22 protein-coding genes are annotated in these 24,519 nt (G+C 70.8%); 11 read left to right on the top strand and 11 right to left on the bottom strand.

Annotated elements, in window-relative coordinates:
• Window positions 1–48 precede the first annotated feature (48 nt).
• Window positions 49–1,566: a CehA/McbA family metallohydrolase gene (locus tag ACGFZS_RS47490; protein ID WP_393800452.1), complete on the bottom strand. Its 1,518-nt coding sequence runs from the start codon at window positions 1,564–1,566 to the stop codon at window positions 49–51.
• A 154-nt stretch (window positions 1,567–1,720) separates the two neighbouring features.
• Between ACGFZS_RS47490 and ACGFZS_RS47485 the strand changes: the two genes are divergently transcribed.
• Window positions 1,721–2,566 (top strand): LLM class F420-dependent oxidoreductase, encoded by an 846-nt coding sequence (locus tag ACGFZS_RS47485; protein ID WP_393663131.1) that lies wholly within the window; start codon window positions 1,721–1,723, stop codon window positions 2,564–2,566.
• A gap of 305 nt (window positions 2,567–2,871) precedes the next feature.
• Window positions 2,872–3,534: a hypothetical protein gene (locus tag ACGFZS_RS47480; protein ID WP_393800451.1), complete on the top strand. Its 663-nt coding sequence runs from the start codon at window positions 2,872–2,874 to the stop codon at window positions 3,532–3,534.
• Here ACGFZS_RS47480 and ACGFZS_RS47475 read toward each other — a convergent pair whose 3' ends face one another.
• On the bottom strand, window positions 3,535–6,774 hold the full coding sequence (locus tag ACGFZS_RS47475; protein ID WP_393800450.1) for a CHAT domain-containing protein: 3,240 nt from the start codon (window positions 6,772–6,774) through the stop codon (window positions 3,535–3,537).
• 296 nt (window positions 6,775–7,070) lie between these two features.
• On the opposite strand from ACGFZS_RS47475, the gene ACGFZS_RS47470 reads away from it, so the two are divergent.
• The 3 genes from ACGFZS_RS47470 (at window position 7,071) to ACGFZS_RS47460 (ending at window position 10,913) form a co-directional block, all read left to right on the top strand.
• A complete protein-coding gene (locus ACGFZS_RS47470) occupies window positions 7,071–9,674 on the top strand; it encodes a bifunctional FO biosynthesis protein CofGH (protein WP_393800449.1) in 2,604 nt (867 codons plus the stop codon).
• Window positions 9,675–9,770: 96 nt separating this feature from the next.
• On the top strand, window positions 9,771–10,352 hold the full coding sequence (locus ACGFZS_RS47465; protein WP_393800448.1) for a hypothetical protein: 582 nt from the start codon (window positions 9,771–9,773) through the stop codon (window positions 10,350–10,352).
• A gap of 105 nt (window positions 10,353–10,457) precedes the next feature.
• Complete coding sequence (locus ACGFZS_RS47460; RefSeq protein ID WP_393800447.1) at window positions 10,458–10,913, top strand: hypothetical protein; 456 nt, start codon at window positions 10,458–10,460, stop codon at window positions 10,911–10,913.
• A gap of 7 nt (window positions 10,914–10,920) precedes the next feature.
• Here the strand turns inward: ACGFZS_RS47460 and ACGFZS_RS47455 are convergent, their stop codons facing one another.
• Window positions 10,921–11,430: a DUF2165 domain-containing protein gene (locus ACGFZS_RS47455; protein ID WP_393800446.1), complete on the bottom strand. Its 510-nt coding sequence runs from the start codon at window positions 11,428–11,430 to the stop codon at window positions 10,921–10,923.
• Window positions 11,431–11,568: 138 nt separating this feature from the next.
• Here ACGFZS_RS47455 and ACGFZS_RS47450 point away from each other — a divergent pair, with 138 nt between their 5' ends.
• Entirely contained in the window at window positions 11,569–12,972 is a 1,404-nt protein-coding gene (locus ACGFZS_RS47450) for an aminotransferase class V-fold PLP-dependent enzyme (RefSeq protein WP_393800445.1), read from the top strand.
• A gap of 31 nt (window positions 12,973–13,003) precedes the next feature.
• Here the strand turns inward: ACGFZS_RS47450 and ACGFZS_RS47445 are convergent, their stop codons facing one another.
• The 3 genes from ACGFZS_RS47445 to ACGFZS_RS47435 all read right to left on the bottom strand — a co-directional run bounded on the left by ACGFZS_RS47445 (window position 13,004) and on the right by ACGFZS_RS47435 (window position 15,615).
• A complete protein-coding gene (locus ACGFZS_RS47445) occupies window positions 13,004–14,710 on the bottom strand; it encodes an ATP-binding cassette domain-containing protein (protein ID WP_393800444.1) in 1,707 nt (568 codons plus the stop codon).
• Window positions 14,711–14,803: 93 nt separating this feature from the next.
• Entirely contained in the window at window positions 14,804–15,157 is a 354-nt protein-coding gene (locus tag ACGFZS_RS47440) for a hypothetical protein (protein ID WP_393663119.1), read from the bottom strand.
• Window positions 15,154–15,615 (bottom strand): prevent-host-death family protein, encoded by a 462-nt coding sequence (locus ACGFZS_RS47435; RefSeq protein WP_393663117.1) that lies wholly within the window; start codon window positions 15,613–15,615, stop codon window positions 15,154–15,156. Before ACGFZS_RS47435 ends, ACGFZS_RS47440 begins: the two co-directional genes overlap by 4 nt.
• A 109-nt stretch (window positions 15,616–15,724) precedes the next feature.
• On the opposite strand from ACGFZS_RS47435, the gene ACGFZS_RS47430 reads away from it, so the two are divergent.
• Window positions 15,725–18,121, top strand: a complete 2,397-nt coding sequence (locus ACGFZS_RS47430; RefSeq protein WP_393800443.1) for a tetratricopeptide repeat protein — start codon at window positions 15,725–15,727, stop codon at window positions 18,119–18,121.
• Window position 18,122: 1 nt separating this feature from the next.
• Here ACGFZS_RS47430 and ACGFZS_RS47425 read toward each other — a convergent pair whose 3' ends face one another.
• The 3 genes from ACGFZS_RS47425 to ACGFZS_RS47415 form a co-directional block, all read right to left on the bottom strand.
• Window positions 18,123–18,470 carry a nuclear transport factor 2 family protein gene (locus ACGFZS_RS47425; RefSeq protein ID WP_393800499.1) on the bottom strand — a complete coding sequence of 116 codons (348 nt, stop codon included), beginning with the start codon at window positions 18,468–18,470 and terminating at the stop codon, window positions 18,123–18,125.
• 61 nt (window positions 18,471–18,531) lie between these two features.
• Entirely contained in the window at window positions 18,532–18,714 is a 183-nt protein-coding gene (locus tag ACGFZS_RS47420) for a DUF397 domain-containing protein (protein ID WP_393800442.1), read from the bottom strand.
• The gene (locus tag ACGFZS_RS47415) at window positions 18,711–19,523 is read right to left on the bottom strand and encodes a helix-turn-helix transcriptional regulator (RefSeq protein WP_393800441.1); all 813 of its coding nucleotides are present in this window, start codon (window positions 19,521–19,523) and stop codon (window positions 18,711–18,713) included. Before ACGFZS_RS47415 ends, ACGFZS_RS47420 begins: the two co-directional genes overlap by 4 nt.
• Window positions 19,524–19,615: 92 nt before the next feature.
• On the opposite strand from ACGFZS_RS47415, the gene ACGFZS_RS47410 reads away from it, so the two are divergent.
• The 3 genes from ACGFZS_RS47410 to ACGFZS_RS47400 all read left to right on the top strand — a co-directional run bounded on the left by ACGFZS_RS47410 (window position 19,616) and on the right by ACGFZS_RS47400 (window position 21,490).
• Window positions 19,616–20,032, top strand: a complete 417-nt coding sequence (locus ACGFZS_RS47410; RefSeq protein ID WP_393800440.1) for an ATP-binding protein — start codon at window positions 19,616–19,618, stop codon at window positions 20,030–20,032.
• Between the two features lie 225 nt (window positions 20,033–20,257).
• Window positions 20,258–21,034, top strand: coding sequence for a helix-turn-helix domain-containing protein (locus ACGFZS_RS47405; protein WP_393800439.1), 777 nt, complete (start codon window positions 20,258–20,260; stop codon window positions 21,032–21,034).
• Window positions 21,035–21,142: 108 nt separating this feature from the next.
• Complete coding sequence (locus ACGFZS_RS47400; protein ID WP_393800438.1) at window positions 21,143–21,490, top strand: DUF6247 family protein; 348 nt, start codon at window positions 21,143–21,145, stop codon at window positions 21,488–21,490.
• A gap of 93 nt (window positions 21,491–21,583) precedes the next feature.
• On the opposite strand, the gene ACGFZS_RS47395 is transcribed toward ACGFZS_RS47400, so the two are convergent.
• A complete protein-coding gene (locus ACGFZS_RS47395; protein WP_393800437.1) occupies window positions 21,584–22,087 on the bottom strand; it encodes an NUDIX domain-containing protein in 504 nt (167 codons plus the stop codon).
• A gap of 202 nt (window positions 22,088–22,289) precedes the next feature.
• Between ACGFZS_RS47395 and ACGFZS_RS47390 the strand changes: the two genes are divergently transcribed.
• Complete coding sequence (locus ACGFZS_RS47390; protein WP_393800436.1) at window positions 22,290–23,402, top strand: ADP-ribosylglycohydrolase family protein; 1,113 nt, start codon at window positions 22,290–22,292, stop codon at window positions 23,400–23,402.
• Window positions 23,403–23,429: 27 nt separating this feature from the next.
• Here ACGFZS_RS47390 and ACGFZS_RS47385 read toward each other — a convergent pair whose 3' ends face one another.
• Complete coding sequence (locus tag ACGFZS_RS47385; protein ID WP_393800435.1) at window positions 23,430–24,221, bottom strand: hypothetical protein; 792 nt, start codon at window positions 24,219–24,221, stop codon at window positions 23,430–23,432.
• Window positions 24,222–24,519: the final 298 nt, after the last annotated feature.

Below are 24,519 nucleotides of genomic sequence, written 5' to 3'. Positions count from 1 at the left end.
GGGCCGGTTCGGGAGGTTCGCCCAGGCGAACCTCCCGGTGGTTCGCCCTCAGCCGCGGTCGGCGGCCCGGCCCAGGAAGATCGGGTTGGTCAGGGCCGCCAGGGCGCCGGGGAGGGGGCCCGCCGCGGTCTCGTGGCGGAGTTCGGCGCGTACGTAGGCGGCGTACGACGGGGTCGTGCGCCACTCCACCGCGCCCGAGCCGGTCACCGGGAGCGGGTCGCTGGTCAGCAGGACGCCCTCGTCGGTGACGAGCCGGATCGTGCAGCGCGGTACGCCCGAGGCCTCCAGGCGCAGGGTCACCGTGCTGTCGGCCGCCACCTCCAGCCGCTCGCCGATCCCGGCCCGCTCGCCGCGGCTGCCGGTGGCCGTGAAGCTCAGCGTCACGTTCTTCGACTCGGCGATGTAGGAGCGGCCCGCGCGCAGCCCGTCCTGGATGGCCCCGCGGCTCAGGTCGTCGGCGAGGACGACGGTCTGGGGCAGGCCCACCGCGTCCGGGTCGCGGTGCGCGTCGCTGTTGCCCATGGCCGGCAGCCACTGCCTGTTGTCGCGCACCGAGGCGACCAGGGTGGCGTCCCAGGCGTTGAGGGCCACCTCGTCGTCGGGGGTGTACGGCCCGTTCCAGACCTCGACCGCGTCCGCGTCCCCGAAGCCGAACTTCCAGGCGCAGCCCACGCAGGTCGCGTGCGGATGCGCCGGTACGACCAGACCGCCGGCCCGGTGGATCTGGTGGGCGAAACGGCCGAAGCGGTTGTCGCGGGCCCGGTAGCGCCAGTCGACGAAGGTCCCGGGTTCGGTGCCGAGGGCCACGACATGGCCGTTGCGGGTGGTGATCTCCTCGCCCAGCATGATCAGCAGGTCGTCGCCGGCCTGGTCCGCCCAGTGCGCGTGCGCGGCGTGCGTGTTGTGCTCGGAGGAGTTGATGAAGTCCAGGCCGGCCGCGCGGGCGAGGGCCGCGATCTCGGCGGGGGTGCGGCGGCCGTCGGAGTACCAGGAGTGCAGGTGGCAGTCGCCGCGGTACCAGTCCCGGCCCCGGCCGCGCGCCCGCTCCGGGGGGTAGACGGGCGGGACGACGGCGCCCGGCTCGCCGTACGTCAGCGTGACCGTCAGCTGGTACGTCAGGCCCTGCGGGGCGACCGTGTAGGGGCCCAGCGCGATGTGCCAGGTGCCGGCGCCGACCGGGCCGGGCAGGTAGCCGGGGGTCGCGTCGTCGGCGCGGACGAAGAACTCGGTGCGGGCGCCGCCGGACCAGCCCCGGAAGCCCTTGCCGCCCAGTTGGGTGCCGTGCTGGTCGAAGAGGCCGATGTCGAGCGCGTTGCCGGTGGTGCCGGCCGGTACGCTCGGTCTGTCGTAGGTGTAGGAGACCTTGATCTCCCGTACACCGGTGGGGACTTCGACCGGTACGTACACGAAGTCCGGGCAGCCGGGCGGCAGTGTGCCGCTCAGCGTGCGGGTCTCCTGGCCCTGGCCGTCCGCCGCCGCGAAGCTCACGGTTCCCCACGTAAGTGCTGTGGCGGCGCCCGTCACGATCAGCGCGCGTCTGCCGATGCCGTGCGTGTCCTCACACATGCCGCTCACTCTCCTCTCTGGACGTGAACTCCCCCGGAAGGACAGGGAATCCACAGGCGTCCGTATGTCATGTGCATAGCGGTGTGAAAGGCGGGGCGCGTGATGCCGACCAGTCGGTATGGACATATCGCGCCACCCCCGGTACAGATGGGTCATGCGTATCGCCGTCACGATCTTCCTCACCGACGAGACCATCGCCCCCGTCCGACTCGCCCGTGAGCTGGAGGCGCGCGGTTTCGCCGGCCTGTACCTGCCCGAGCACACCCACATCCCCGTCGAGCGGACCACCCCGTATCCGGCGGGCGGCGACCTGCCGCGCGAGTACGGCCGTACCCTCGACCCCTTCGTCGCCCTCGGCCAGGCCGCCGCCGTCACCGAGCGCCTCGGCCTCGGCACCGGCATCACCCTGGTCGCCCAGCACGACCCGATCGACCTCGCCAAGCAGATCGCCACCCTCGACCACCTCTCCGACGGCCGCTTCACCCTCGGCGTCGGCTTCGGCTGGAACGTCGAGGAGGCCGCCGACCACGGGGTGCGGTGGCGGACCCGGCGCGAGCTGGGCCGGGACCGGATGGCCCTGATGCGGGCGCTGTGGGCCGAGGAACCGACCGCCTACGAAGGGGAGTTCGGGAGCGTCCGCGCCTCCTCCGCCTTCCCCAAGCCCGTCCAGAAGCCGCGCGGTCCGGTCACCGGCCCCCGCACGCTGGTCGGCGGGGCGGCGGGGCCGAAGCTGTTCAGCCACATCGCCGAGTACGCGGACGGGTGGATGCCGATCGGGGGGCGTGGGCTGACCGAGTCGTTGCCCGTGCTGCGGGGCGTGTGGGCCGACGCGGGCCGGGACGCGGAGGCGCTCCAGGTGGTGCCGTACGCGGTCTTCCCGAGCGCCGGAAAGCTCGCGCACTATGCCGATTTGGGCATCGAGGAGGTCGTGGTGCAGTTGCCTCCGGCGGGGGAGGCGGAGGTGCTGGGGGTGCTGGACGGGTACGGGGAGTATCTGTGAGTGGGTGTCGACTTGGCTGGGCGGGCTGGGGCGCGTGGGCAGCCGGCCGGTGCGTTGACGCCGATATCTGAATCGCCCGCCTTTTTTGATCGGGTGGCCTCAGGGTTGCTTGGCTTGGCTTCCCGGTTCGACTCGGGCTGCCCTGCGGACAGGTGTCTCCGGGAGGAGCTGCCCCATGGCCGGCCAGTGTCGGGGCCCTCACTCGGTGAACGGCCGGCCGTGTCCAGAGGAGCGCAGGCAAGCCAACTCCGCTCAGTACGGAAGTCGTTACCATAGGTGGCAATTCTGTTGGCGTAGGGGGAGCGATGGCGGAGTCGAATCGTGATCTGGCGGCTGTTGACCTGGTTCCCCGGCCGGTGCTTCACGGTGTTCAGGACGATGAGCCTGAACGAGGGGTGTTCTTCTTCGGTAAGCCCATCACGTGTCCGCTGGACATGGAAAGCGCACCCTCACACATCCGCGCCTACGCGGCAGAGCGTCAAGGGCAGGTAGAGTTCCGCCAGCTCGTGATGAACTTGTCGTTGTCCCCGAAATCCGGGGAGCCCATCCACAACGCACGTATGACCGTGCTGACCGTTCCTCCCGACGACCGCGAAGAGTTGTTGCTACGGGACGCTTCCCCGCTACTGCTCACCCGGGCCGTCACCCGCACAGCCACACTGACTATCAAGGGCGGAGCAGGCGGAGTGGCGGGGCCGGAAGCCCAGGTTGGAACCCAGCGTGAGGACGAGGACGCCTTTCTCGTCGCCCGTGGTCTCGACACGACGTGTGTGCAATGGGAGTTCCGGCACACGAGCGGTCAGGAACTGGACGGCTCCCACTTGTTGAAGGCTACGGTGGAGCTTCCGGTCGGTGTGACGGGCAGTTTCCACCTGTCGGCGGCGGTGAGCATTCGCCGCAAGCGGCTCGGGATCATCCCATACAGGGCCCTGCTCCCTAGAGACCGCTCCGTCGTTCCGTGCCGTTGATCATTGCCAGTCGCCGATCAGTGTGAAGGCCCCCCAATCCCGGTACTGCGGGAAAGCGGCACGAGTGGCCTGCTGGGCCTGGCGGAAGGCGTCCCTCTTTGTGCTGTCAGCTAGCAGGCTCAGGTAGAGCTCCTCGTAGAACAGTGTGGCGACTGGGGCGGTCACCGGCCACAGCACACCAATGACCGTCGATGCGCCCGCCAGGATGAAAGCTGCCGGCAGCCCGCGCAGATTGTCGTTGAGGTCATACCGGCCCAGGGCCGATTCGCAGGCGCTGAGCGTCACCAGGTCCACGCCCCGGAGGTCAAGACTCAGAATCTGGTGAGCGAACAGACGCCCTTCCCCGCTGTCGTCCGGATCGAGGTAGAGGCACTGGTACCAGGGAGCCTCGGCGTCGTGTGAGCCGTGGGCTGCGACGTGCAGATAATCCACCTCCGTGACAGCCTCCATGAGGGCGTGCGGCGTCGTCGCTCCTGATTTCAACTTCCGCGCGTGGGGGATCTGTACGGTCAGATCATTCACATGTGTCTCGATCTCCGGCTGCTTGCGCAGTCCGTACCGGGAGCCGCCTGCGGCGGAACCGGCGATCAGCAGGCGGTGCCGTCGGTCTGCGGCGCCTGTCCGCCGGGGCAGGTACTGCACGCTGTTCGCGACGGTGGTGACGATCCAGTCGTCGGCGAGAGGACGTCCGTCCGCATGAAGCAGGTGGAGAGGCAGATAGTGCAGGGGGCCGTGCGGCCAGAAGCAGAGGTGGCGCTTGCCCGCAGCTCGCCATCGGTCAAGTTGCTCGACGGTCAGACCGCTCAGCCCGAAGTGCCGCTCCAGCAGGTCCGCGCCGTACAGCGTCACCGGACTGGCCCCTGGGTCGGCGTTCACCTCCTCGCGTATCCGCGCGATGGGGAACACCGCAAAGGAAAATGAATGGATGATGTTCCGTTCGTGGTCGATGGCCCTCAGGAGACCGGTGGGCACTTTCAGAGAGGCCGCGACGATCTCCTGGGTCTCGCTTGTCACGTGGCAGGAAAGCAGTTGTGCAGCGTCAACGCTCTCGCCTCGTGAGTCCCGCAGGCGCTCGGCGAGGTAGAGGGAAATGACGACTGTCTCGTCATCGAGGGCGTTGCGCATGAGCGCAGTGGCCTGCAGCGGATCCGGCCTGTCCATTTCTTCGTATTTGGGCTGGTGGGGGCCGTGGATCAAGTCCGTGCTGATCGACAGGTCGGCAACCTGACGGAGGTGTCCGGGCGACTCTTCTGCCCCCGGCTCCGCCGTAAATTCCGCAGAGTTGAGGAACATCAGACCCAGAGGCGCAGCCGTGTTGTCCTTGCCCCGGTCCGGCGCGTAGGGGCCGGCCTCGCTCTCCGCCATCGCTATCAGCTGGTTGAGTAGCTGGACCCACTCCGTCGGTGGGCGGGGCCCCGGTTGCTCCATCAGCAGCCGGAATGCGTAGCCCTTGAACAGCAAGTGATGCGCGGTGTACAGCTCTGGCACCCTCGAGTCGTGAACAAGGCGGGCGACTTCCTGCCCCAGTTCGCGAACGACACTGCTGTGGTCGTCCCCAGGGCTGATGAGAGCCGATACGACCGGATCGACGATCTTGATGAGCATCAGAGCGTCGACGTCCTCACATTCCGACTGCTTCGCGGCGGTCAGTGCATCGTTGGCCAGTTGGGTGAGGAGCCCTGGTGCGTGGTGACGTGCTGCGAACGGGACGAGTCCTTCTGCCACATTCACGTATTCCAAGAGCGCCTCCTGGTGGCGTCCTTGCCCACGCAGCCAGACCGCGTACTGCTGCCGGTGAAAGCCCGCCAGCCGGCTGAGCATCCATGCATGCGCGTCGCGGAACGGCTCATTGACTTCGTAGATCGAATGGAGGAGGTTCACCGCGTCGGCCAGGTCCTCATTGAGGACGTGCATCGTCGCGTGCACCAACGTGGCGGCACGTTCTGTGGAGGGCGGACGTTTCCGGCGGCACAACTTCTCGACCGAGGCCGTGAGGTCGCTGAGGGGAACCGGATGAGGTGGGCATCGCAGCTGATTCCCGGGGAGATGATGGGCGAGGTCGCGCCACACCCACGTGGGGACGCCGGGCAGTCCGGCGTTCTCCTTGAGGATCGTGAGAATAACTGTCCAGATGTCCCGGAGATCGCGAGCATCTTCAACGAACACCAAGACATTCGCCAGTAGTCTGAGAAGGGCAGGACCGGGCATCTGGCGGCTCAGCTGTGACAGCGGGATTCGCAGCAGGGTCTTGAGCCGCGTCGGCTTGCCTATGCCCAGGCGGTGAGCCACGGGTGCGACGGCCTGGAAGAAGTCTGCCAGTGGCAGCGACTGATCCGACGTCCACCAGACCTCGTGGACGACAGCACGTGCAGCCTCCCAGTATTCGCCCTCCCGTTCGGGATCGAGTCGGGCAAGTAAGGGCAGGATGCAGGCGCGCTTGACTTGACAGAGTCCCCGCAGGGCTGGCGGCGCGTCATGCAGAGCCAGATCCAACCGGGCGAGTGCCTGTTCGAGCAGGTACTGCGGAGGCGGCAGGGCCTCGTTCGGGTTGAAGCTCCACCGCTCAGTGTCGGCCTGCACCTCCTCGATCTCCTCTGTCTCCTCGGCAGGGAAGACCCCAAACGTCATGCCGATATCCAAGTGAAATGGATTCGACCATCGTTGGAATGAGCCCCTGATGTCGTCAGGGTCCAGTGCGCTGCAGTATGGCCCGGCCAGTACCCATGCCGCCGCCACGCGGGCCTCAGTGAGCTCTTTGCGTGCCGTCGCGGTAGCGGCAGCACGGCCGCCCGCTAGACTGGAATACCTGGTCAACTCGGTGATCCGACGCTCAAGTACCTCTGCCTGGAGGTCGGCCACCCGCAGCGCCTCAAGCAGCCTGCCGCCCCACGGCTTTGCGTAGAGAGATCTGCGAGTGATCTCTACGAACCCGGCTGCCGCGACCCACCACTCGGACCGGCGACCGGGCTCGCACACGATCTCACTCAAAGCCAGAATCAACCGGCTCCAGTAGTAGGCGAGTTCCGGCGCACTGTGCACGAGTGCGAGAGCCTCCTCCATGCACTCGTCCAGAGCACCCGGCGGCCAAATCGGGAGGGAACCTTCTTGCACCAACCTGACAGCGGCGCTCTCGGACATGGTCCGGTTCTCAATCCGCGCAGCCAAGACGTAGAGATCGCCAAATGGCTGCCCGATACCGATGCCGCCACGTGCTTTCCCCCGGAACCCCTGCGATGCCATGCCCTGACTGTTCCCGGCTTCCAAGTGCCAGGAATCCAGGTGTCCGACTTATGTCGCTCTCCGGCCGATGACCGCCAGTCGACGAACCAAAATGCTGCCAGCTGATTACCCGGCGTTACCGGACTGATCAATCTCATGTCACGTCGTGGCAGGCAGGACCCTGCGCAGCGAAGAGAGAGGGTCGCGGGGAACTGCGCGACCAACCCCCGCTCACCCGCACCCGGCAACGCACCGGCAGTCCCCAAGGCCACCCCCGCCCCGGCTGAACAGGCGGAGTCCCTCCGTATGCTCAAAGAATGACGACTTCCGCGACTTCTGGAACGTCCGGGACCTCCGGAACCGGCCCCACCGAGAACTCCATGCGTCGCGCCCTCAAACGCGCCCGGGACGGCGTCGCCCTCGACGTCGCCGAGGCCGCCGTCCTGCTTCAGGCGCGCGGTGAGGCGCTGACCGATCTCGCCGCCTCCGCCGCCCGGGTCCGGGACGCGGGCCTCGCGGAGGCGGGCCGCCCCGGTGTCATCACGTACTCGAAGAGCGTCTTCATCCCCCTCACCCGCCTGTGCCGTGACAAGTGCCACTACTGCACGTTCGTCACCGTGCCCGGCAAGCTGCGCCGGGCCGGGCACGGGATGTTCATGTCCCCCGACGAGGTGCTCGACGTCGCCCGCAAGGGTGCGGCCCTCGGCTGCAAGGAAGCCCTGATCACCCTCGGCGACAAGCCGGAGGACCGCTGGCCGGAGGCGCGCGAGTGGCTCGACGCGCACGGTTACGACGACACGATCGCCTACGTCCGGGCCATCTCCGTCCGCATCCTGGAGGAGACGGGGCTGCTGCCCCACCTCAACCCCGGCGTGATGTCCTGGACGGACTTCCAGCGCCTGAAGTCCGTCGCGCCGAGCATGGGGATGATGCTGGAGACGACGGCCACCCGGCTGTGGTCCGAGCCCGGCGGCCCGCACCACGGCTCCCCGGACAAGGAGCCCGCCGTCCGGCTGCGGGTCCTCGAGGACGCGGGCCGGTCGTCCGTGCCCTTCACCTCCGGGATCCTGATCGGCATCGGCGAGACGTACGAGGAGCGCGCCGAGTCGCTCTTCGCGCTGCGGCGCGTGGCCCGGTCGTACCACGGCGTCCAGGAACTGATCATCCAGAACTTCCGCGCCAAGCCGGACACGGCGATGCGCGGCATGCCGGACGCCGAGCTGGACGAACTGGTGGCCGCCGTGGCGGTGGCGCGGCTGGTCATGGGCCCGGCCGGCAACATCCAGGCGCCGCCGAACCTGGTCGCCGGCGAGTACGAGCGGCTGATCGCGGCCGGGATCGACGACTGGGGCGGGGTCTCCCCGCTCACCATCGACCACGTGAATCCCGAGCGCCCCTGGCCGCAGATCGAGGAACTCGCCCAGAGGTCGGCCGCGGCGGGCTTCGAGCTGCGGGAACGGCTCTGCGTGTACCCGGAGTTCGTCCGCAGGGGCGAGCCCTGGCTGGACCCCCGGCTGCGCCCGCACGTGGCCGCGCTGGCCGACCCGGAGACGGGCCTCGCGGTCGCGGACGCGGTCGTCGAGGGGCGTCCGTGGCAGGAGCCGGAGGAGGTCTTCGTCGCGAGCGGCCGTACCGATCTGCACACCGCCATCGACACCGAGGGCCGTACGACCGACCGGCGCGACGACTTCGACGAGGTGTACGGCGACTGGGGCGCCCTGCGGGAGGCGGCGGCCCCCGGCATGGCGCCGGAGCGCATCGACACGGACGTACGCCAGGCCCTGGCGACCGCCGCCGACGACCCGACGAAGCTGACGGACGCCGAGGCCCTCGCGCTCTTCCACGCGGACGGCCCGGCGCTGGACGCGCTGACCCGGATCGCCGACGACGTGCGGAAGTCGGCGGTCGGCGACGACGTCACCTACATCGTCACCCGCAACATCAACTTCACCAACGTCTGCTACACCGGCTGCCGTTTCTGCGCCTTCGCGCAGCGCCGCACCGACGCGGACGCCTACACCCTCTCCCTGGACCAGGTCGCCGACCGCGCCCAGCAGGCCTGGGACGTCGGCGCGGTCGAGGTCTGCATGCAGGGCGGCATCCACCCGGACCTGCCCGGCACGGCGTACTTCGACATCGCGAAGGCGGTGAAGGAACGCGTCCCCGGCATGCACGTGCACGCCTTCTCGCCGATGGAGGTCGTCAACGGCGCGACCCGCACCGGCCTGTCGATCCGGGAGTGGCTGAGCGCGGCGAAGGAGGCGGGCCTGGACACCATCCCGGGGACGGCGGCCGAGATCCTCGACGACGAGGTCCGCTGGATCCTCACCAAGGGCAAGCTGCCCGCCGCCACCTGGATCGAGGTGGTCACCACCGCCCACGAGCTGGGCATCCGGTCCTCCTCCACCATGATGTACGGCCATGTCGACCAGCCCCGCCACTGGCTGGGCCACCTGCGCACCCTGGCCGGCATCCAGCAGCGCACCGGCGGCTTCACGGAGTTCGTGACGCTGCCCTTCATCCACACCAACGCGCCCGTCTACCTGGCCGGCATCTCCCGCCCGGGCCCGACCATGCGGGACAACCGGGCGGTGACGGCGATGGCCCGTCTCCTCCTCCACCCCTACATCCCGAACATCCAGACAAGCTGGGTGAAACTGGGCTCGGAGGGTGCGGCGGAGATGCTCCGCTCGGGGGCGAACGACCTGGGCGGGACGCTGATGGAGGAGACGATCTCGCGGATGGCGGGCTCGTCGTACGGCTCGTACAAGTCGGTCCGGGACCTGGTCGCCGTGGCCGAGGCGGCGGGGCGTCCGGCACGGCCGCGTACGACGCTGTACGGGCCGGTCTCCGAGGAGCGGCAGCGCGCGGCGGAGGCCTCCGACGGGCACCTTCCGGAGCTGCTGCCGGTGCTGGACTAGCCGCTCGGAGCGGGAGGGCGGCGGGGCGCGGCCCGGTACGATGATCCGACCTCTGTCATCTGTACAGGGGGCCCATAGCGGAGGAGATGCGAACCCGTGGCTGCCCGACTGCTGCCCTCCTGGGTCTGGGTCACCGGTCTGACGGCGGGGGCGACGGTGGCCGTCGTCCTCCTCGCCCTCCAGGCCGACAAGGGGCCGCACCCCACGGCCGCGGCGGTCCGCCCGTCGGCGAGCGCGTCGGCGGGCGCGTCGGCGGGCGCCCACGCCTCCGCGTCGCCGTCCCCGGCGAAGGCCCCCGCCGTACCCGCGGCCTCCGGCACCGGCCGCCGGGTCGTCTACGCGCTCGGCGACAAGCGGGTGTGGCTGGTCGACGCGACCGGCAAGGCGACCCGCACGTTCACGGTGTGGCCGGGGACGGTGAGCCCCGACCCCGGCACCTACGTGATCTCCCAGACCCGCGCGTCCACGACGGGCTCGGACGGCGTCCAGATCGAGCACGTCCTGTACTTCGCCTCGAAGTCGGGCCTGTCGGTCGCCTTCTCCAACGCGGTCGACGGCTCCTCCCCGCCGCCCGCCGCCGGCAAGCAGACCAGCGGCATCCGCATGCCCAAGGCGGACGGGGCGGCCCTGTGGACGTTCGGCACGGAGCCGGACACCAAGGTGACCGTCGTCAAGTAGCCGTGGCCCGCCGTCGTCGGGCATCGCAACGGAAACCCCAAGCCCCTCCACGGCGTCTTCCCTCCCGTGCGGCGTGCGGTGCCGTTCACGTACCGGGAGGTCTTCATGGTTCCACTCGTGCGCCCGCGCCGGTCGGTGGCGACGGTGGCCGCCGCCGTGCTCGGGGGGCTTGCCACGCTGGCCGCGTGCTCCGTGGGCAACGGCGATCCCGATCCCGAAGCGGTGAGCGAGATCGCCGTCTGCACGGATGTGCCGGTCCATGCGTGGGTCACCATGAACATCGGAACCGAGAGCAGACCCGACAACCGGAAGGTCGACTACGAGGTCGACGCCAGCGGCCACGACCGGGACCCGTTCGGCCGCACCAAGGCCCTGGGGTGCGATCGCGCCGCCGGGGCGTTCGGGTCCCGCGTGGTCTTCAAGGCGCCGGGGCTGAACGGGGGCCGGGCGTACGCGGTGACCGCGCCCGCCGACACCGGCCATCTCCTGGTGGTCCGGCTGACCGAGCACGCCGACGACACGGTGACCGGGAGCCAGGAACTGGTCGAGGCGCACGAATGAACAGGCTTCAGCCGTCGGCGTGTTGATCGTCCGAGTGGGTCAACTGGACGACCACCAGGGCGATCCCGGTCAGCACCAGCACCCGGGTCGCGGCGTCCAGCCCGTTCCAGGTCTTGGACTGCCACATGGAGAACCACTCGCCGCCGATCCCGATGAACCCGGCGCCGAAGAGCAGCACGAGCATCAGCAGACCGTAGGTGGAGAGCCGACGCGCCCGCGCGTCGTCGCGCCGGAACCACAGCACGGTCCCGGCGATCAGCACGAGCGCGGCCAGCGTCTCCCACGCGATGATGAGGACGTAGGCGGTGTTCTCCAGTCCCTTGTTCGTGACGGCCCGCCACATCAGGTCGTCGTCCTTGAACGTCGTGTCCATGGCCAGCACGTGCTGGACGAAGGCCTGGTTGGTGCCGAAGTCGGTGATGTTCCCGAAAGCGACGAGGGCGATGTAGAGAGCGACCGTTCCGGTCAGAACGGCAGCGGCAAGCGAGAGCGCACGAGGCGCGTGGGAGGTGGACATGCCACCGTCCTTCCCCAACTCGGCCGTCTACACCCCCTGTTCACGGGTCGCCGCGCGGCCTGCCGCCGTGGCCGACCGCTCGTACACGGGTACCTTGGTCGATGTCTCGTGCGAAGTGTGCGGTGCGAAGGGGGCCTCGTGGACGACGACTTCGCGGAGTTGCGGACGCGCGAGTTCGGCTATCTCGACGAGGGCGGGCACACCTACCTGGACCACACCGGTGCCGGACTTCCGCCGCGCTCCCTCGTCATGGGCAGCGCCCGGCGGATCACCGGCGGACTGTTCGGCAACCCGCACTCCGAGAGCCCGGCCTCCCGCGCCTCCGGACTCCTGCTGGCCGAGGCCCGGCAGGCGGTGCTCCGCCACTTCAACGCCGACCCCGGCGAATACGCCGTGATCTTCACGTCCAACGCCACCGGCGCCCTGCGCCTGGTCGGCGAGGCGTACCCGTTCAGCCCGGGCAGCAGGCTCGTGATGTCGCTCGACAACCACAACTCGGTCAACGGGCTGCGGGAGTACGCGCGGGCACGGGGAGCCGCGACCGTGTACGTACCCGGTCTGCGCATCGACGAGAGGCGGCTGTTCGCCGCCCTGTCCGAGGCCGGCCCCAGCGGGGGCACCGGCGGCCTGTTCGCGTATCCCGCGCAGAGCAACTTCACGGGTGTCCGGCACTCGCTGGACTGGATCGCCGCCGCCCAGGCGCGCGGCTACGACGTGCTGCTGGACGCGGCGGCCTTCGCGCCGGCCAACGTCCTGGACCTGAGCCGCCACCACCCGGACTTCACCGCCGTCAGCTGGTACAAGGTCTTCGGGCACCCCACCGGCGTCGGCAGCCTGATCGCCCGCCGGCCGGCCCTCGCCAGGCTGCGCCGCCCGTGGTTCTCGGGCGGCACCGTCCACGCCGTCAGCGCCCAGGCCGAGTGGCACGTCCTCGCCGCCGACGAGGCCGCCTTCGAGGACGGCACCGTCAACTTCCTCTCCCTGCCCGACGTGACCGCCGGACTCGCCTGGATCGACGGCATCGGCATGGACCGCGTACACGCCCACGTCACCGCGCTCACCGCCCGACTGCTCACCGGCCTGGATGCGTTGCGGCACAGCGACGGCTCCCCGCTGGTGCGCGTGTACGGCACCGACCGCGCCGCGGCCGCCGCCGTGGAGGGTACCGACGCGGACCGTGGCGGCACAGTCGCGCTGAACGTGCTCGGGGCGGACGGCCGGATCGTCGACGAACGTGTCGTCACGCGCGACAGCGCCGCCCACGGCATATCCCTGCGCACGGGCTGCTTCTGCAATCCGGGCGCCGGAGAGGAGGCGTTCGACCTGCCGCTGACCCGGCTGCGCTCGGCGGCCGGCGCCCAAGTCGCTTCACTGGAGGAGTACTTGGAGCTGCTTGAGCTGCCGTCGGCGGGTGCCGTCCGGGTCTCCCTGGGCGTGGCGTCCCAGCCCCGGGACATCGAGACGTTCCTCGCGTTCCTGACGGAGACCTACCGGGACCGGGTGCCGACGGCGGCCGGGCTGGCCGCGCGGGAGAGCTGCTGAGCCGGTGCCGTCCCGCTCGTCCCGCCGGGGTTCACCGCCCCGCCCGGCTCCGCTCCGCGCCGTCCCGGCACTTGCGCAGCAGGACCACCCAGGTCCAGGCCAGGAACACCAGCGTGAAGCCCGCCAGGATCACCCAGCCGCGCCGCGCCGGATGCCCGAACGAATCCCCGTACGACGCCAGCAGCGGCGGGCCGAGCGGTGAGCGGCCCGCCCGCCACAGCGGCTCAAGACCGACCCCGCTGCCCAGCGCCTCGAACGCCCAGCGGTTGGTCATCGCCCAGCTGATCGCCTTCCCGGCCACCGTCATCCGGGGCACCGGCACGAAGGCGCCCGAGAACAGCACCTGGGGGAAGCAGAGCAACGGCAGCATCAGCGTCGCCTGCCCCGGCTCCGACACGGCCGCCGACGCGAGCAGCCCGAGCGCGAGGGCGGCCGCCGAGGCCAGCACACTCGACACGAACAGCGATCCGTACGTGTCCCAGCCCGCCGCGGGCAGCCGGTCGAGGGCGCGCAGCACCACCAGCAACAGCGCGTCCGCGACCGCGAGCACCGGCAGCATGGTCGTCAGCTTCGAGGCGACGTAGGGGCCGATCCGCAGCCCCGCGAGCCACTCCCGGCGCAGGACCGGCAGCTCGGTGCAGACCTGCAGCAGGCCGTAGGTCAGCCCGAAGAAGAACGCGCCGAACGCGATCCAGAACATGATCATCGCCGAGGAGCCCGGATCCGGTGCCGCCGGATCGAACGCGCCGGCCCGGAACAGCACCGCGAACATCGCGACGATCATCACCGGCGAGCCCGCGAGGACGGCCACCGAGAGCCGGTTGTGCAGCAGCAGCGCCGTACCGCGCCGGGTCAGCAGCGCCCACTGGCGGACGGCGCCGACCCGCGCCGGACGCGGTGACGGTGACGCTCCGCCGGACCGGGATACGGCCTCGGGCACGCCCCGCTCGGCGCGCGCACCGCCCGCCACCGCCTCGTACACCTCCTCCACCGTGCCGACCCCGAACGCCTCGCACAGCGTGCCCGGTTCACCCGCGTACGCGACCTCGCCGCCCGTGGACAGGAACACGACCTGATCGGCGCGGAGCAGATCGGCGAGCACATGCGTGGTCAGTACGACCGTGGTGCCGTCCTCGGCCAGCGTCCGCAGGGTGCGCAGCAGGGCCGCGCCGGTGACCGGGTCCAGCCCGGACGTCGGCTCGTCGAGGAAGAGCACCCGGGGCCGGGTGAGCAACTCGACCGCGATACTGGCCCGTTTGCGCTCCCCGCCGCTCAGCGCCCGCACCGGGGTCCGGGCCCGGTCCGCCAGCCCGAGCGTCTCCAGCACCCGGTCGACGGCGTCGCCCACGTCCCCGGCGGACGTCCCCGGCGCCATCCGCAGCCCCGCCGCGTACACCAGCGTGCGGCGCAGCGGCAGCTCGCGGTGGATGATGTCCTCCTGCGGCACGAACCCGAACTCCGGCCCCGGCGGCCCGGGTCGCGCCCCATCGTGCAGCACCTCGCCCCCGGTCGGCGCGACCAGCCCCGCCAGCGTCTGCAACAGCACGGTCTTGCCCGCCCCGCTGCTGCCCGCGATCGCCGTCACCCGCCCCGGAACGACCTCCACCGACACATCGCTCAGCACCCGCCCCGCCCCCCGAACCTCCCGGCTCACCCGACGCGCCCGCAGCCGCAGGCCGTTGACGGGCGAACGGGGCGCCTCGGCGGACACGTTGGGGTGCAGGGGCGGTATCGGCATGGGGGCAGCATGTCAGGTGGGGGCCACCCAGGGCCCCGGCCGGGCGGTGGTCCGAAACCGAAGGGGAAGCGGGGGAGTTCCGGAATCGCGGGACTACTCGGTGTCCTTGGGGTGGCGGGTGGACGCGTACACGAGATGGACGGTGCGGCGGGCTTCGTCGACGAGGTAGCGCACGCGACCGCCTGCCGTCACCTCGTACTCCCATTGCGGGTACTCGCGACCGCCGAGGTTGCCCGAGGCCAGCCGGCCCCGCAGCCGGTGCTGCCGGTCGGGGTCCGCCCGGGACTCGGGGTTGCTCCGCAGGGCCTCGAAGCAGCGTCGCGTGTTCCCCGGTGCCTCCGCGCCCAGCTCACCCCAGCCTTTCGCCGCTTCGTTCGTCGCGAAGCGCAGGCGCCATTCGTCGCCCACCGGCGGTGGGGCGGTGTCGTCACCGCGCTTGGGAGTCACGGGGAGGTCACCTCGCCATGGTCCTCGTCCGGCAGCCGACGGGTGAGCTGGGCGGTGAGCTCGGGGTCGGCGAGGACGCGGGCCGTCGCATGCCATTCGACGACGGCCCGGTGCAGGTTGGTGTGGACGTCGAGCTGGGCCGCGTCGTAGGTGGCGTCGATGAGTTCCGCCACGAACTGCTTCAGCTCGTCCACCGACAGGTGGCGGACCCACGGGAAGACGGACGGGAGCGCGCGCTGTATGGCTCGCTCGCCGGTGTCGCTGCGTACCAGCGCGGCAAGAAGGCGGGCCGTGATGTCCGCGGTCTCCTCGCGCTGCTGGTCGTGACGGGCCGTCGTCAGATAGAGATCCTCGCCGTCCCTGCGGGTGATGTGCACTCGCTGGGCCCGGTCGAGGGTCTCCGCGACCCGCTTCGAGTTCTTCGAGAGTTCGGAGAAGGCGACCGTGGGAGTGGACATGACCCAACGGTACTTCGGAACGTATTCCGAAGTCAATCACAGGGGTGACGGGCCGGATGCCGGGGCCTCTGCCAGACTTGGCACGGACCGGCTACGGAGGGTGCGGCTGATGGGGTCGACACGGCCGTCGATGCAGGAGCTGATCGCGCGGCGGCGGAGGGCCGGATTCGTCGGCCGGGCCGAGGAGCGGGCGGCGTTCCGGCGCAACCTGGACCTGGCGCCCGAGGACGAGCGGCACCGGTTCCTCTTCCACGTGCACGGTGACGCCGGTGTCGGGAAGACCCGTCTGGTAGGGGAGTTGGAGCAGATCGCCCGGGAGGCCGGGGCGCTGACCGGTTACGTCGACGAGGGCGTGGCCGGTGTGCCCGAGGCGCTGGCGGTGCTGGCCCGGCAGTTCGCCGCGCAGGGACGGCGGTTCAAGGAGCTGGAGCGGCTGCTGGCCGCGCACCGGGAGCGGCGGCACGAGGCGGAGGCCGCCCTGGCGACGGTCGGACCGGCGGACCGGGAGGGGCCGTCGGCGGGGAGCCTGGCCGTGGCACGGGCCGCGCAGGTGGGGCTGGGGATGGTGCCGGTGGCCGGTGCCTTCGCGGTCGCCCTGGACCCGGACCGCCTCGCCCAGGGCACCGACCGGCTCCGGGCCCGCTTCCGCAGCCAGGAGGACGCCCAACTGGTGCTGTCCCCGGAGCGGGTACTGACGCCGGTACTGCTGAACGAGCTGGCCGGCGCGGCCGACACCGCCCCCTGGATCGTCGTCCTCCTCGACACCTACGAGCGCACCGGCCCGTTCCTCGCCCCCTGGCTGCACGACGTGATGACCACCGACCGCTACGGCGCCCTCCCCGCCAACGTCGTCGTGGTCACCTCCGGCCAGCACCCCTTCGACACGGCCCGCTGGGGCAGCTTCGCCGACTTCAGGACCGACCTGCCGCTCGGCCCGTTCACCGAGGCGGAGGCCCGGGGCCTGCTCGCGGACAAGGGAGTACGGGACGAACCGGTGGTCGCCGAGGTGCTGCGCCTGACGGGCGGGCTTCCGGTGCTCGTCTCCACCCTGGCCGAGTCCGGGCCCGTCGGCCCCGAGGACGTGGGGGATCCGAGCGCCACGGCCGTCGACCGTTTCCTGAAATGGGAGCGGGACCCGGTGCGAAGAGATGCCGCGCTGGCGGCCGCGCTGCCCCGACAACTCGACGAGGACGCGTTCCGGGCGGTCGTGGACGGTCCCGAGGACCGCGCGGGCACGCTCTTCGCCTGGCTGAGGAGCATGCCGTTCGTCAGCGAGCGCGGCGGCCGGTTGCAGTACCACGACGTCGTACGGGCGCCGATGCTCCGCCTCCAGCGACTGCGCTCACCCCAGGGCTGGACCGACCGGCACACCCGGCTCGCGGAGGCCTACGGCAGACGGCGCACGGAGACCGAAGCCGGGTTGCCGCCCGACGAGTCGTGGGCCGACGAGGGGTGGCGGGAGCTGCGGCTCGGCGAGTCGTACCACCTGCTGTGCGCGAGACCCCGCGCCGCGCTCCCGGCCGTCCTCGCAGACGTCGTCACGGCCTGTGCCCACGGCGACGACGTCGTACGGCGCTGGGTGCGGCTGCTGGCCGAGGCGGGCCAGGACGCGGACGCCGAGGCCGTACGGACCCGGGGCGGCGAACTCTCGCAGGCGCTCGCCGGGGGCGGCCTCGCCGAACTGATCCGGCTGCTGCTCGGCGGCGCCCGTGGCGACGAGCCGTGGCGGGCGACGGCCTGGGCGCTGCGGGCCGACGCGCTCGCGCGGGACGGCGCCCACGAACGGGCCCTGGCGGACTACGACCGCGCCCTCGCCCTGGACCCGGTGCTGGTGCGGGCCCACCGGGGCCGCGCCGTAACCCGGGGCGCGGCGGGCGACTACGAAGGTGCGCTCGCCGGCCTCGACCGCGTGGTCGAACTGGAGCCGCACAACCCGTGGAACGTCATCCTGCGCGGCGAGCACCACCGGCTGGCCCGCCACCACGACGCGGCGGTCGCCGACCTGAGCGAGGGCCTCGTCCGCGACCCCACCAGCGAGTTCGCCTGGGCCTCCCGCGGCGCCGCCCACGAACGCAACGGCGACCTCGACGCTGCCCTCGCCGACTTCGACCACGCCCTGGAACTCAAGCCCGACTACGCCTGGGCCCTCGCCCGCCGCGCCCGCGTCTGGCGCGGCCTCGGCGACCAGCCCCGCCGCCTCGCCGACCTCGACCGTGCCCTCGCCCTGCAACCCGACTGGGCCTGGGGCCGCTGCGAACGCGGAGACGCCCTGCGCGTCGCCGGCCGCGACGCGCAGGCCCTGGCCGACTACGACCGCGCCCTCGAACTCGACCCCGGCTACGCGTCGGCATACGCGAGCCGGGGCGTCTCCCTGTCCCACTTGGGCCGCCACGAGGAGGCCCTCACCGACCTGGACCGCGCCCTCGCGCTCAACCCCGAATACCCGTGGGCCCGGGAACAGCGGACCGCGGTCCGGCAGCGCAGGGCCGACGCCGCAGAGGGGTGACTCAGGAGGCGGACTTGATCTCCCCGGCGAAGACGATGACCTGGTCGATGAGGCTGCGTCGCAGGTGGACGACGGCCGTGCCGGCCAGGCGGGGGCCGCCGTCCGGGGTGGTGAACACCCACCGGTACCGGGCCCACTCGTCGGGCATGTCCACCGCCGAGCAGCGCACCATCGTGCCGGTCCCCGCCGGATGGCGCCGGATGTCCAGCACGAACCGCTCGACCGCCTCGATCCCCTCACTACGGCCCAGCGGCCCCCAGAAGATCACGTCCGATGTCAGGGCCTGGGAGAGCAGCGCGGTCACGTAGGCGTCGTCCGAGACGTTGAACGCGGAGTTGAACGTGTCGATCGCGGACTGTGCGGTCTTTTCCTACATGCACCAGTCATACCAGCCGTTTCGCGCGCCGCGCTCAGCGCCCGGCGAACGCCACGAAGTCGGCCCACGAGGCGTCGGCGAAGGTGAGCGTCGCCCTGTCCTTGTCCTTGGAGTCGCGGACGTGGACGGTGGCGGGGGCTACCGCGATCTCGACGCAATCAGGACCGTCATTGCTGCTGTAGGTGCTCTTGAACCAGTTCAGCGCGTTGGGGGTCATGCTTCTTCTCCCAGCACTTTCTCGATGAAGGCCAGTGACTCCCGTGGCGGGAGAGCTTGCGCCCGGATCATTCCATAGCGCATATCCAGGATCTGGACTTCCCGGGGATCACTGATCACACGACTGTGCAACTGGGCTTCTGAGTGCCCGAGGGTCTTGCCGTCCTGGAGCTTGAGCAGCCGAATCGGTCCGGCCATGCCGGCGTGGTCCTCACGGTCCGTGGGCATCACCTGGATTTCCACGTTCCTCGACTTACCCAGCTCCAGCAGATGTTCGAGCTGGCGGCGAAGCACCATTCTCCCCCCGATCGGCCGACGTAGCGTCACCTCTTCCTGGACAAAGGTGAGGAGCGGCGGGGGCACTCGCTCGAAGACGCTCTGCCGTGCCATGCGCGCGGAAACCTGACGTTCGATCTCATCCTCGGGGTACGCGGGCCGCCGCATGGCGAACAACGCCCTCGCGTACTCCTCCGTCTGGAGCAGGCCGTGCATGTTGTGGTTGGCGTACGCCCCGAGTTCGACCGCCTCGTCTTCCAGCTTGGCCAGATCCCGAACCTTCTTCGGATACCGGGCCCGTTCCACGTCCTCCTTCATGAACGCGAGCTTTCCGCCGGCCTCCAGCACCTCGTCGGCCTTCTCCAGGAAGTCCGGCTTGGGGATCCGCCGTCCCCGCTCCACGGCCGACACCATCTCCTCGCTGTACCCGATGGCGGCGCCGAGCTCCGCCTGCCGCATCCCGGCCGCCTCCCGCCACACCTTGATCTGCCGCCCGACCGCCCTGAGTACGGCCTCGGCCTCCTCGTCCTCCACACCCGCTCCCTCCGACGCACCACCCGGACAGTCACGCTCTGTGCGGGATTCATCACTGTTCAGGGTAGGGAGAGTTGACCACGCTGGGTGACATGACCCAGAAATCCCTCACGCGCCACTTCACGGTCCAGCTGTCCGCGACCCGCAGAGGCGCCCGGCTCGCGCGACTGCTCACGGAACGCCAACTGGACGACTGGGGACTGTCGCACGAGGCAGCGACGCGGGTCGTGGCCGAGCTGGCGTCCAACGCCGTGCTGCACGGACGTGTCGCGGGCCGGGACTTCCGGCTGGGGCTGCGGCTGTACCTCGGCGGAGCCCTCCGTATCGAGGTGACCGACGCCCGGGGCGACCGCGTCCCGTGCGTCCACGACCCGGTGGCCGCCGACGCGGAATCGGGGCGCGGTCTGCTGATCGTCGAGGCGTACGCGGAGCGTTGGGGCGTGGAGGAGGCTCCGGCCGGGGGGAAGGTCGTATGGGCCGAGCTGGCACCGGAACGTGACGGCCCATGACCCGGCGGCTCCCGACGCCAAAGACCAAAGAACCGGGGAAAGAACCCAACCCGCCCCTACCGTCCCCGGCGATCACTCCCCGGAGTGAATATGCCGAACTCAACTGGCGCGGAGGGGCAGTTGTGCGGCAGCGTCTGCGGCGACAAGTCCAGACATACTTCGGCCCTCGCCGGGACTGCCATCCCACTGCGAGGGCCTGATCATCAAGGAAGCAGTACCTTCCCCATGACTGCTCAGCAGCCTAGCGCGCCCAAGTCCGGCAAGGCCCGGCAATCCCACTCCGGTGTCATCCATGTGAATGAACCCCACACCGAGAACTTCACCGTGGTCGGCAATCACCTCCTCCAGCATCCGGAGTTGTCCCTGCTGGCGATCGGTCTCGCGGTGCACATCCAGTCGCTGCGCGCCGGATCGCCGATCGGCATCAAGACGCTGGCCGCGAGGTTCCCGGAGGGCGAGATCCGGATCGCCGCCGCGCTGCGGGAGCTGGAGGAACACGGATACCTCACGCGTGCCAGGGAGCGTCTTCAATCGGGGCAGGTGAGGACCCGGACGACCTCGTACAACAAGCCGAGCAGGCCACTGCCCGTGCCATCGGCTCCGGTTGTCGAACCGAAGCCCCCTGCCCCGGCGAAGACCCCGGCTGCCGGCCTCCTCACCCGGCTGCGCACCTACGACTCCCGTCTCCTCCTCTCCGAACGTGACGTACGGCGGCTGATGCCGGAGGTCTCCGTGTGGCTGGAGCGGGGCGTGCCCGCCACCGTCGTGGAGCGGGCACTGACGACCGGGCTGCCCCAGGACCCGATCAAGCACCCGGCGGCCTTCCTCGCGCACCGCCTCACCACCCTCCTGCCCCCGCGGCTGCCGATCCCGGCCGCACCCGGTGCCTCCTCGCCGGCCCGCCCTGATCCGCTCCAGACCTGCGACGGCTGCGAGCGTGCGTTCCGCGCACCTGGGCCGGGGCGGTGCCGGGACTGCCGGGTCGTCGGTACGGCGGCCTAGGAAGGCGGGACGCCAGAAATGAACTCCGTGACAAACACCGCCAAAGCGCAGCGCCGCCGCCCGCCCGGGTACCGTACGAGGACCGAGTCACCGGCACCGGAGGCCACAGTGAGCGCTCAGACCGACGGTCCGTTCGAACCGCTGATCCCCATGCCCGAGCTCACCCCGGACGGTCTGCGGGCGGCGGTCGCACGGATCGCCCCGAGTCGGGTTGCGGCCCTCACCCAGCACCTCTTCGAAGCCACGACCAACGCGCAGCAGACGCAGAGTCTTGCGCCGCTACGGGCCTTCGTGCACTCGTGGGCCGTATTCGTGGCGATCGAGCGCCGCCCGGAGCGCGCCGCGCGCCTGCACCAGCTGGAGCGGCTTGTGGACGAGGGGGAGCAGGATCCGACAGATGCCATTGTCGAGATCCGGGTGATCTGGGAGACAGCCGAAGCGGAGGCTGGGCTGTGACGGACTGGGCCTGGGACTACAACCCAAGCGCGGAGTACGTAACGGACGGCCTGCCGCCAGGCGTGGTGGCCGAGATTGAGCGCCTCTGCAACATCACGTGGCACGGCTGACTCGACAAGCGAGATACCGATCGAAAACCTCCTGGCTGTCAGGAGTGAAGGTCCACTGGTGCCGAGTCCGCTGCAGTTCGGACTCGGTCAGCCACCCGTGCCAGGCCACCTCCCCCGGATCGGGGGCGACGATCTCCGGAAGCACGGCGTCGCACACCCCGAGCCAGTGAGGGCTGAGCCCGCCCCGGTTGAGGAACTTGAACCGAAGGCCCACGGTCGCCGACGTTCCCAGCTCCTCACGGAGCTCGCGAGCAGCTGCCGCCTCGTAGGACTCGCCGACTCCGGCCGCGCCCCCGACCCCGATTTCGTAGTGCCCTGGGAAACGGGACAGCTGCTCGGCACGCCGATGGACGAGAAAGCGGTCTTGCCCATCACGGCACACCACTACGGCAACTCGGTGCAGCCAGCCCTCCCGGACGGCCTCCCGCCGACTGACCACCCCCAACACGTGGTCCCGGGCGTCGACGCGTTCCACGAGCTCATCCACGAGGCACACGATCGCAGAAGCCACTGACACCTAGGAGTAGTCGACGGCAGCACCAACCTCCCGACCTGGCCGAAAGCCGCCCACTCGGGGCCACACAACCCACACTTCGCATACCTAACTGCCCCCTGAACGGACCGTTCCCGGTCGATTACAGTGCTGAGCGCTCGTATGTACGGACGGTGCCCGTGAGGAGGTCATGGTGGTGAGTACGACGTCGGGTGCCGTCTGGGGCCGGGCCGAGCAGCAGGACTTCCGGAGCAGGGTGCGGGGGACTCTGCTCGGTGGGGCCGTGGGGGACGCGCTGGGCGGGCCGGTGGACGGGATGACGCTGGAGGAGATCCGGGCGGCGTACGGACCGGAGGGGCTGGTCGATCTCGGGTTCGGGTACGGGCGGCGCGGGACGGTGACGCACCACACGCAGCTGACCCTCTTCACCGTGGACGGGCTGATAAGAGCCCAGGTGAGGAGGGACACGGGGGCCTGGCATCCGCCCACCGACCTGCACCGGGCGTATCTGCGGTGGGCGGCCACCCAGCGGGACTGGGGGCCCGACGAGCGGCGCAAGGACGACGGATGGCTGGCCCGGGAGGAGTGGCTGTACGCGCGGCGGGATCCGACGCGCTCGCTGCTGCTCGGGCTCGGGGACGAGAACATGGGGACGCTGGAGTCGCCGAAGAACCCCGATGACATGGGGGCGGAGGCCGTGGCCCGGTCCGCGCCGTTCGGGCTGCTGGTGGGGTGGGAGCCGCAGCTCGTCGTACAGCTGGCGATCGAGTGCGCGGCGCAGACGCACGGGCATCCGACCGCCTGTCTGTCGGCGGGCGCGTACGCGGTGATCGTGCACGCGCTGGCCCGCGGGGACTCGCTGGACGGGGCGGTGCAGCGGGCGCTGGCGCTGCTCGCCGCGCGGCCCGGGCACCAGCCGGTGTCGGACGCGTTGCAGCACGCGCTCGGTGCCGTACGGCAGGGGATGCCCTCGCCGGGGCGGGTGGAGGAACTCACCGGGGACGGGGCGGCGGACGGGATGCTGGCGGCGGCCGTGTACTGCGCGCTGGTCGGCGAGGACGTACGGCACGGGCTGTGCCTGGCCGTGAACCAGGCCGGGCCCTCGGCCGTAGCCGGGGCCCTCACCGGCGGCCTGCTCGGCGCCCTGCACGGCGAGACGGCCCTCCCGCCGGCCTGGGTGGCCGAACTGGAGGGCCGCCAGACGATCCTGGAACTGGCCGACGACTTCGCGATGGAGATGACCCAGGGGCCGGCCCTGCACAGTCCGGTGGGCGCGTCACCGGGGTGGCTGGCGCGCTACCCGAGGTAGCCCGGCCCGGGGCCGCGTCCCCTGTCCTCAGCGGGCGCGGCTGACTCGGACGCCGTCGGGTTCGAAGTCGTAGACGCGACGGTTGATCCGCAGGCCGTCGACGGCCCCGGCCCACAGATAGTCGCGGCCCTTGCTCACCCCGGCGGTGTAGATGACCGGCCCCGCGCCGCCGTCGTTGAGCGCGGTGAGCAGGGCCGGGAAGGAGCACTGGGTGGTCAGGTTGCAGCCGGTGACGGTGCCGGCGGCGCCGGTGAGGAACCACGTGCCGGTCGTGGTGGCGTCCAGGTAGGGACTCCACTGGTTCACGGCGGTCACAGCGGGCGGGTTCCACACCATCGAGGAGTAGGTGGTGGGGTTCGCGGTGAGGTTCGGGTTGATCTCGAACTTGATGTTCGGCAGGTTCCCGGGTCCGCCGTAGGAGACGTTCTCGCCGGTCTGGAAGACGTGGAAGCCGACCTCGTGCAGTCCCAGCACCGGGGCGCCGAAGAAGTCGACCTCGTTGCCGAAGTGGACGGCCTCGCTGGGTGTGGCGAGAGAGGTGGAGTGGTCCGCCACCTCGATGCCGAGGCTGCCGCGTCCGTAGGGCGGATGCGCCGCCTCGGGCGGGACGGTGGCGGAGGGGGTGACGAACGGGCCGCTCCGCAGCGCGGCGACGGGGGAGCCGATCGTGTTGCGGGCGATGACGCCCCAGTGGTCCGAGCGTCCCCAGCCGCCGTCTGGGCCGGTCGAGGCCGACGCCGGGACGGCCGCGGCGGCGACCGCGGCCAGCGCCGTGGCCCCGAGCGCCAGCTTTCTCTTCACCCCGTGGCAAGTCTTCACGCTCACTCCTTCTGTGGTCCGTACGAGGGCAACGCACGCCACCGTAAGGAGGCGCACCGGCCGACACCGTCACGACGCACCAGTGATATGAGCGGATTAGTCAGGATGGTGCAGCTGTGCGCCCGGTTCCACGGACGGCGTGGAACCGGGCGCACTGGTCGGGCGGGGCCCTCGTCGGCCGGGGGGGGGGGGGGGGGGGGGGGGGGGGGGGGCCGCCCGCCCCCCCCCCCCCCCCCCCCCCCCCCACGCCACTTACGCGGGCCGCTCCACCGCGACCGGGTGTGGGTCACCTCCTGGG

It is taken from the genome of Streptomyces sp. NPDC048288, from assembly GCF_043201555.1.
GTDB lineage: Bacteria > Actinomycetota > Actinomycetes > Streptomycetales > Streptomycetaceae > Streptomyces.
Note: the sequence above shows the minus strand (reverse complement) of the source record. Positions and strands in the feature narration are given on the sequence as shown.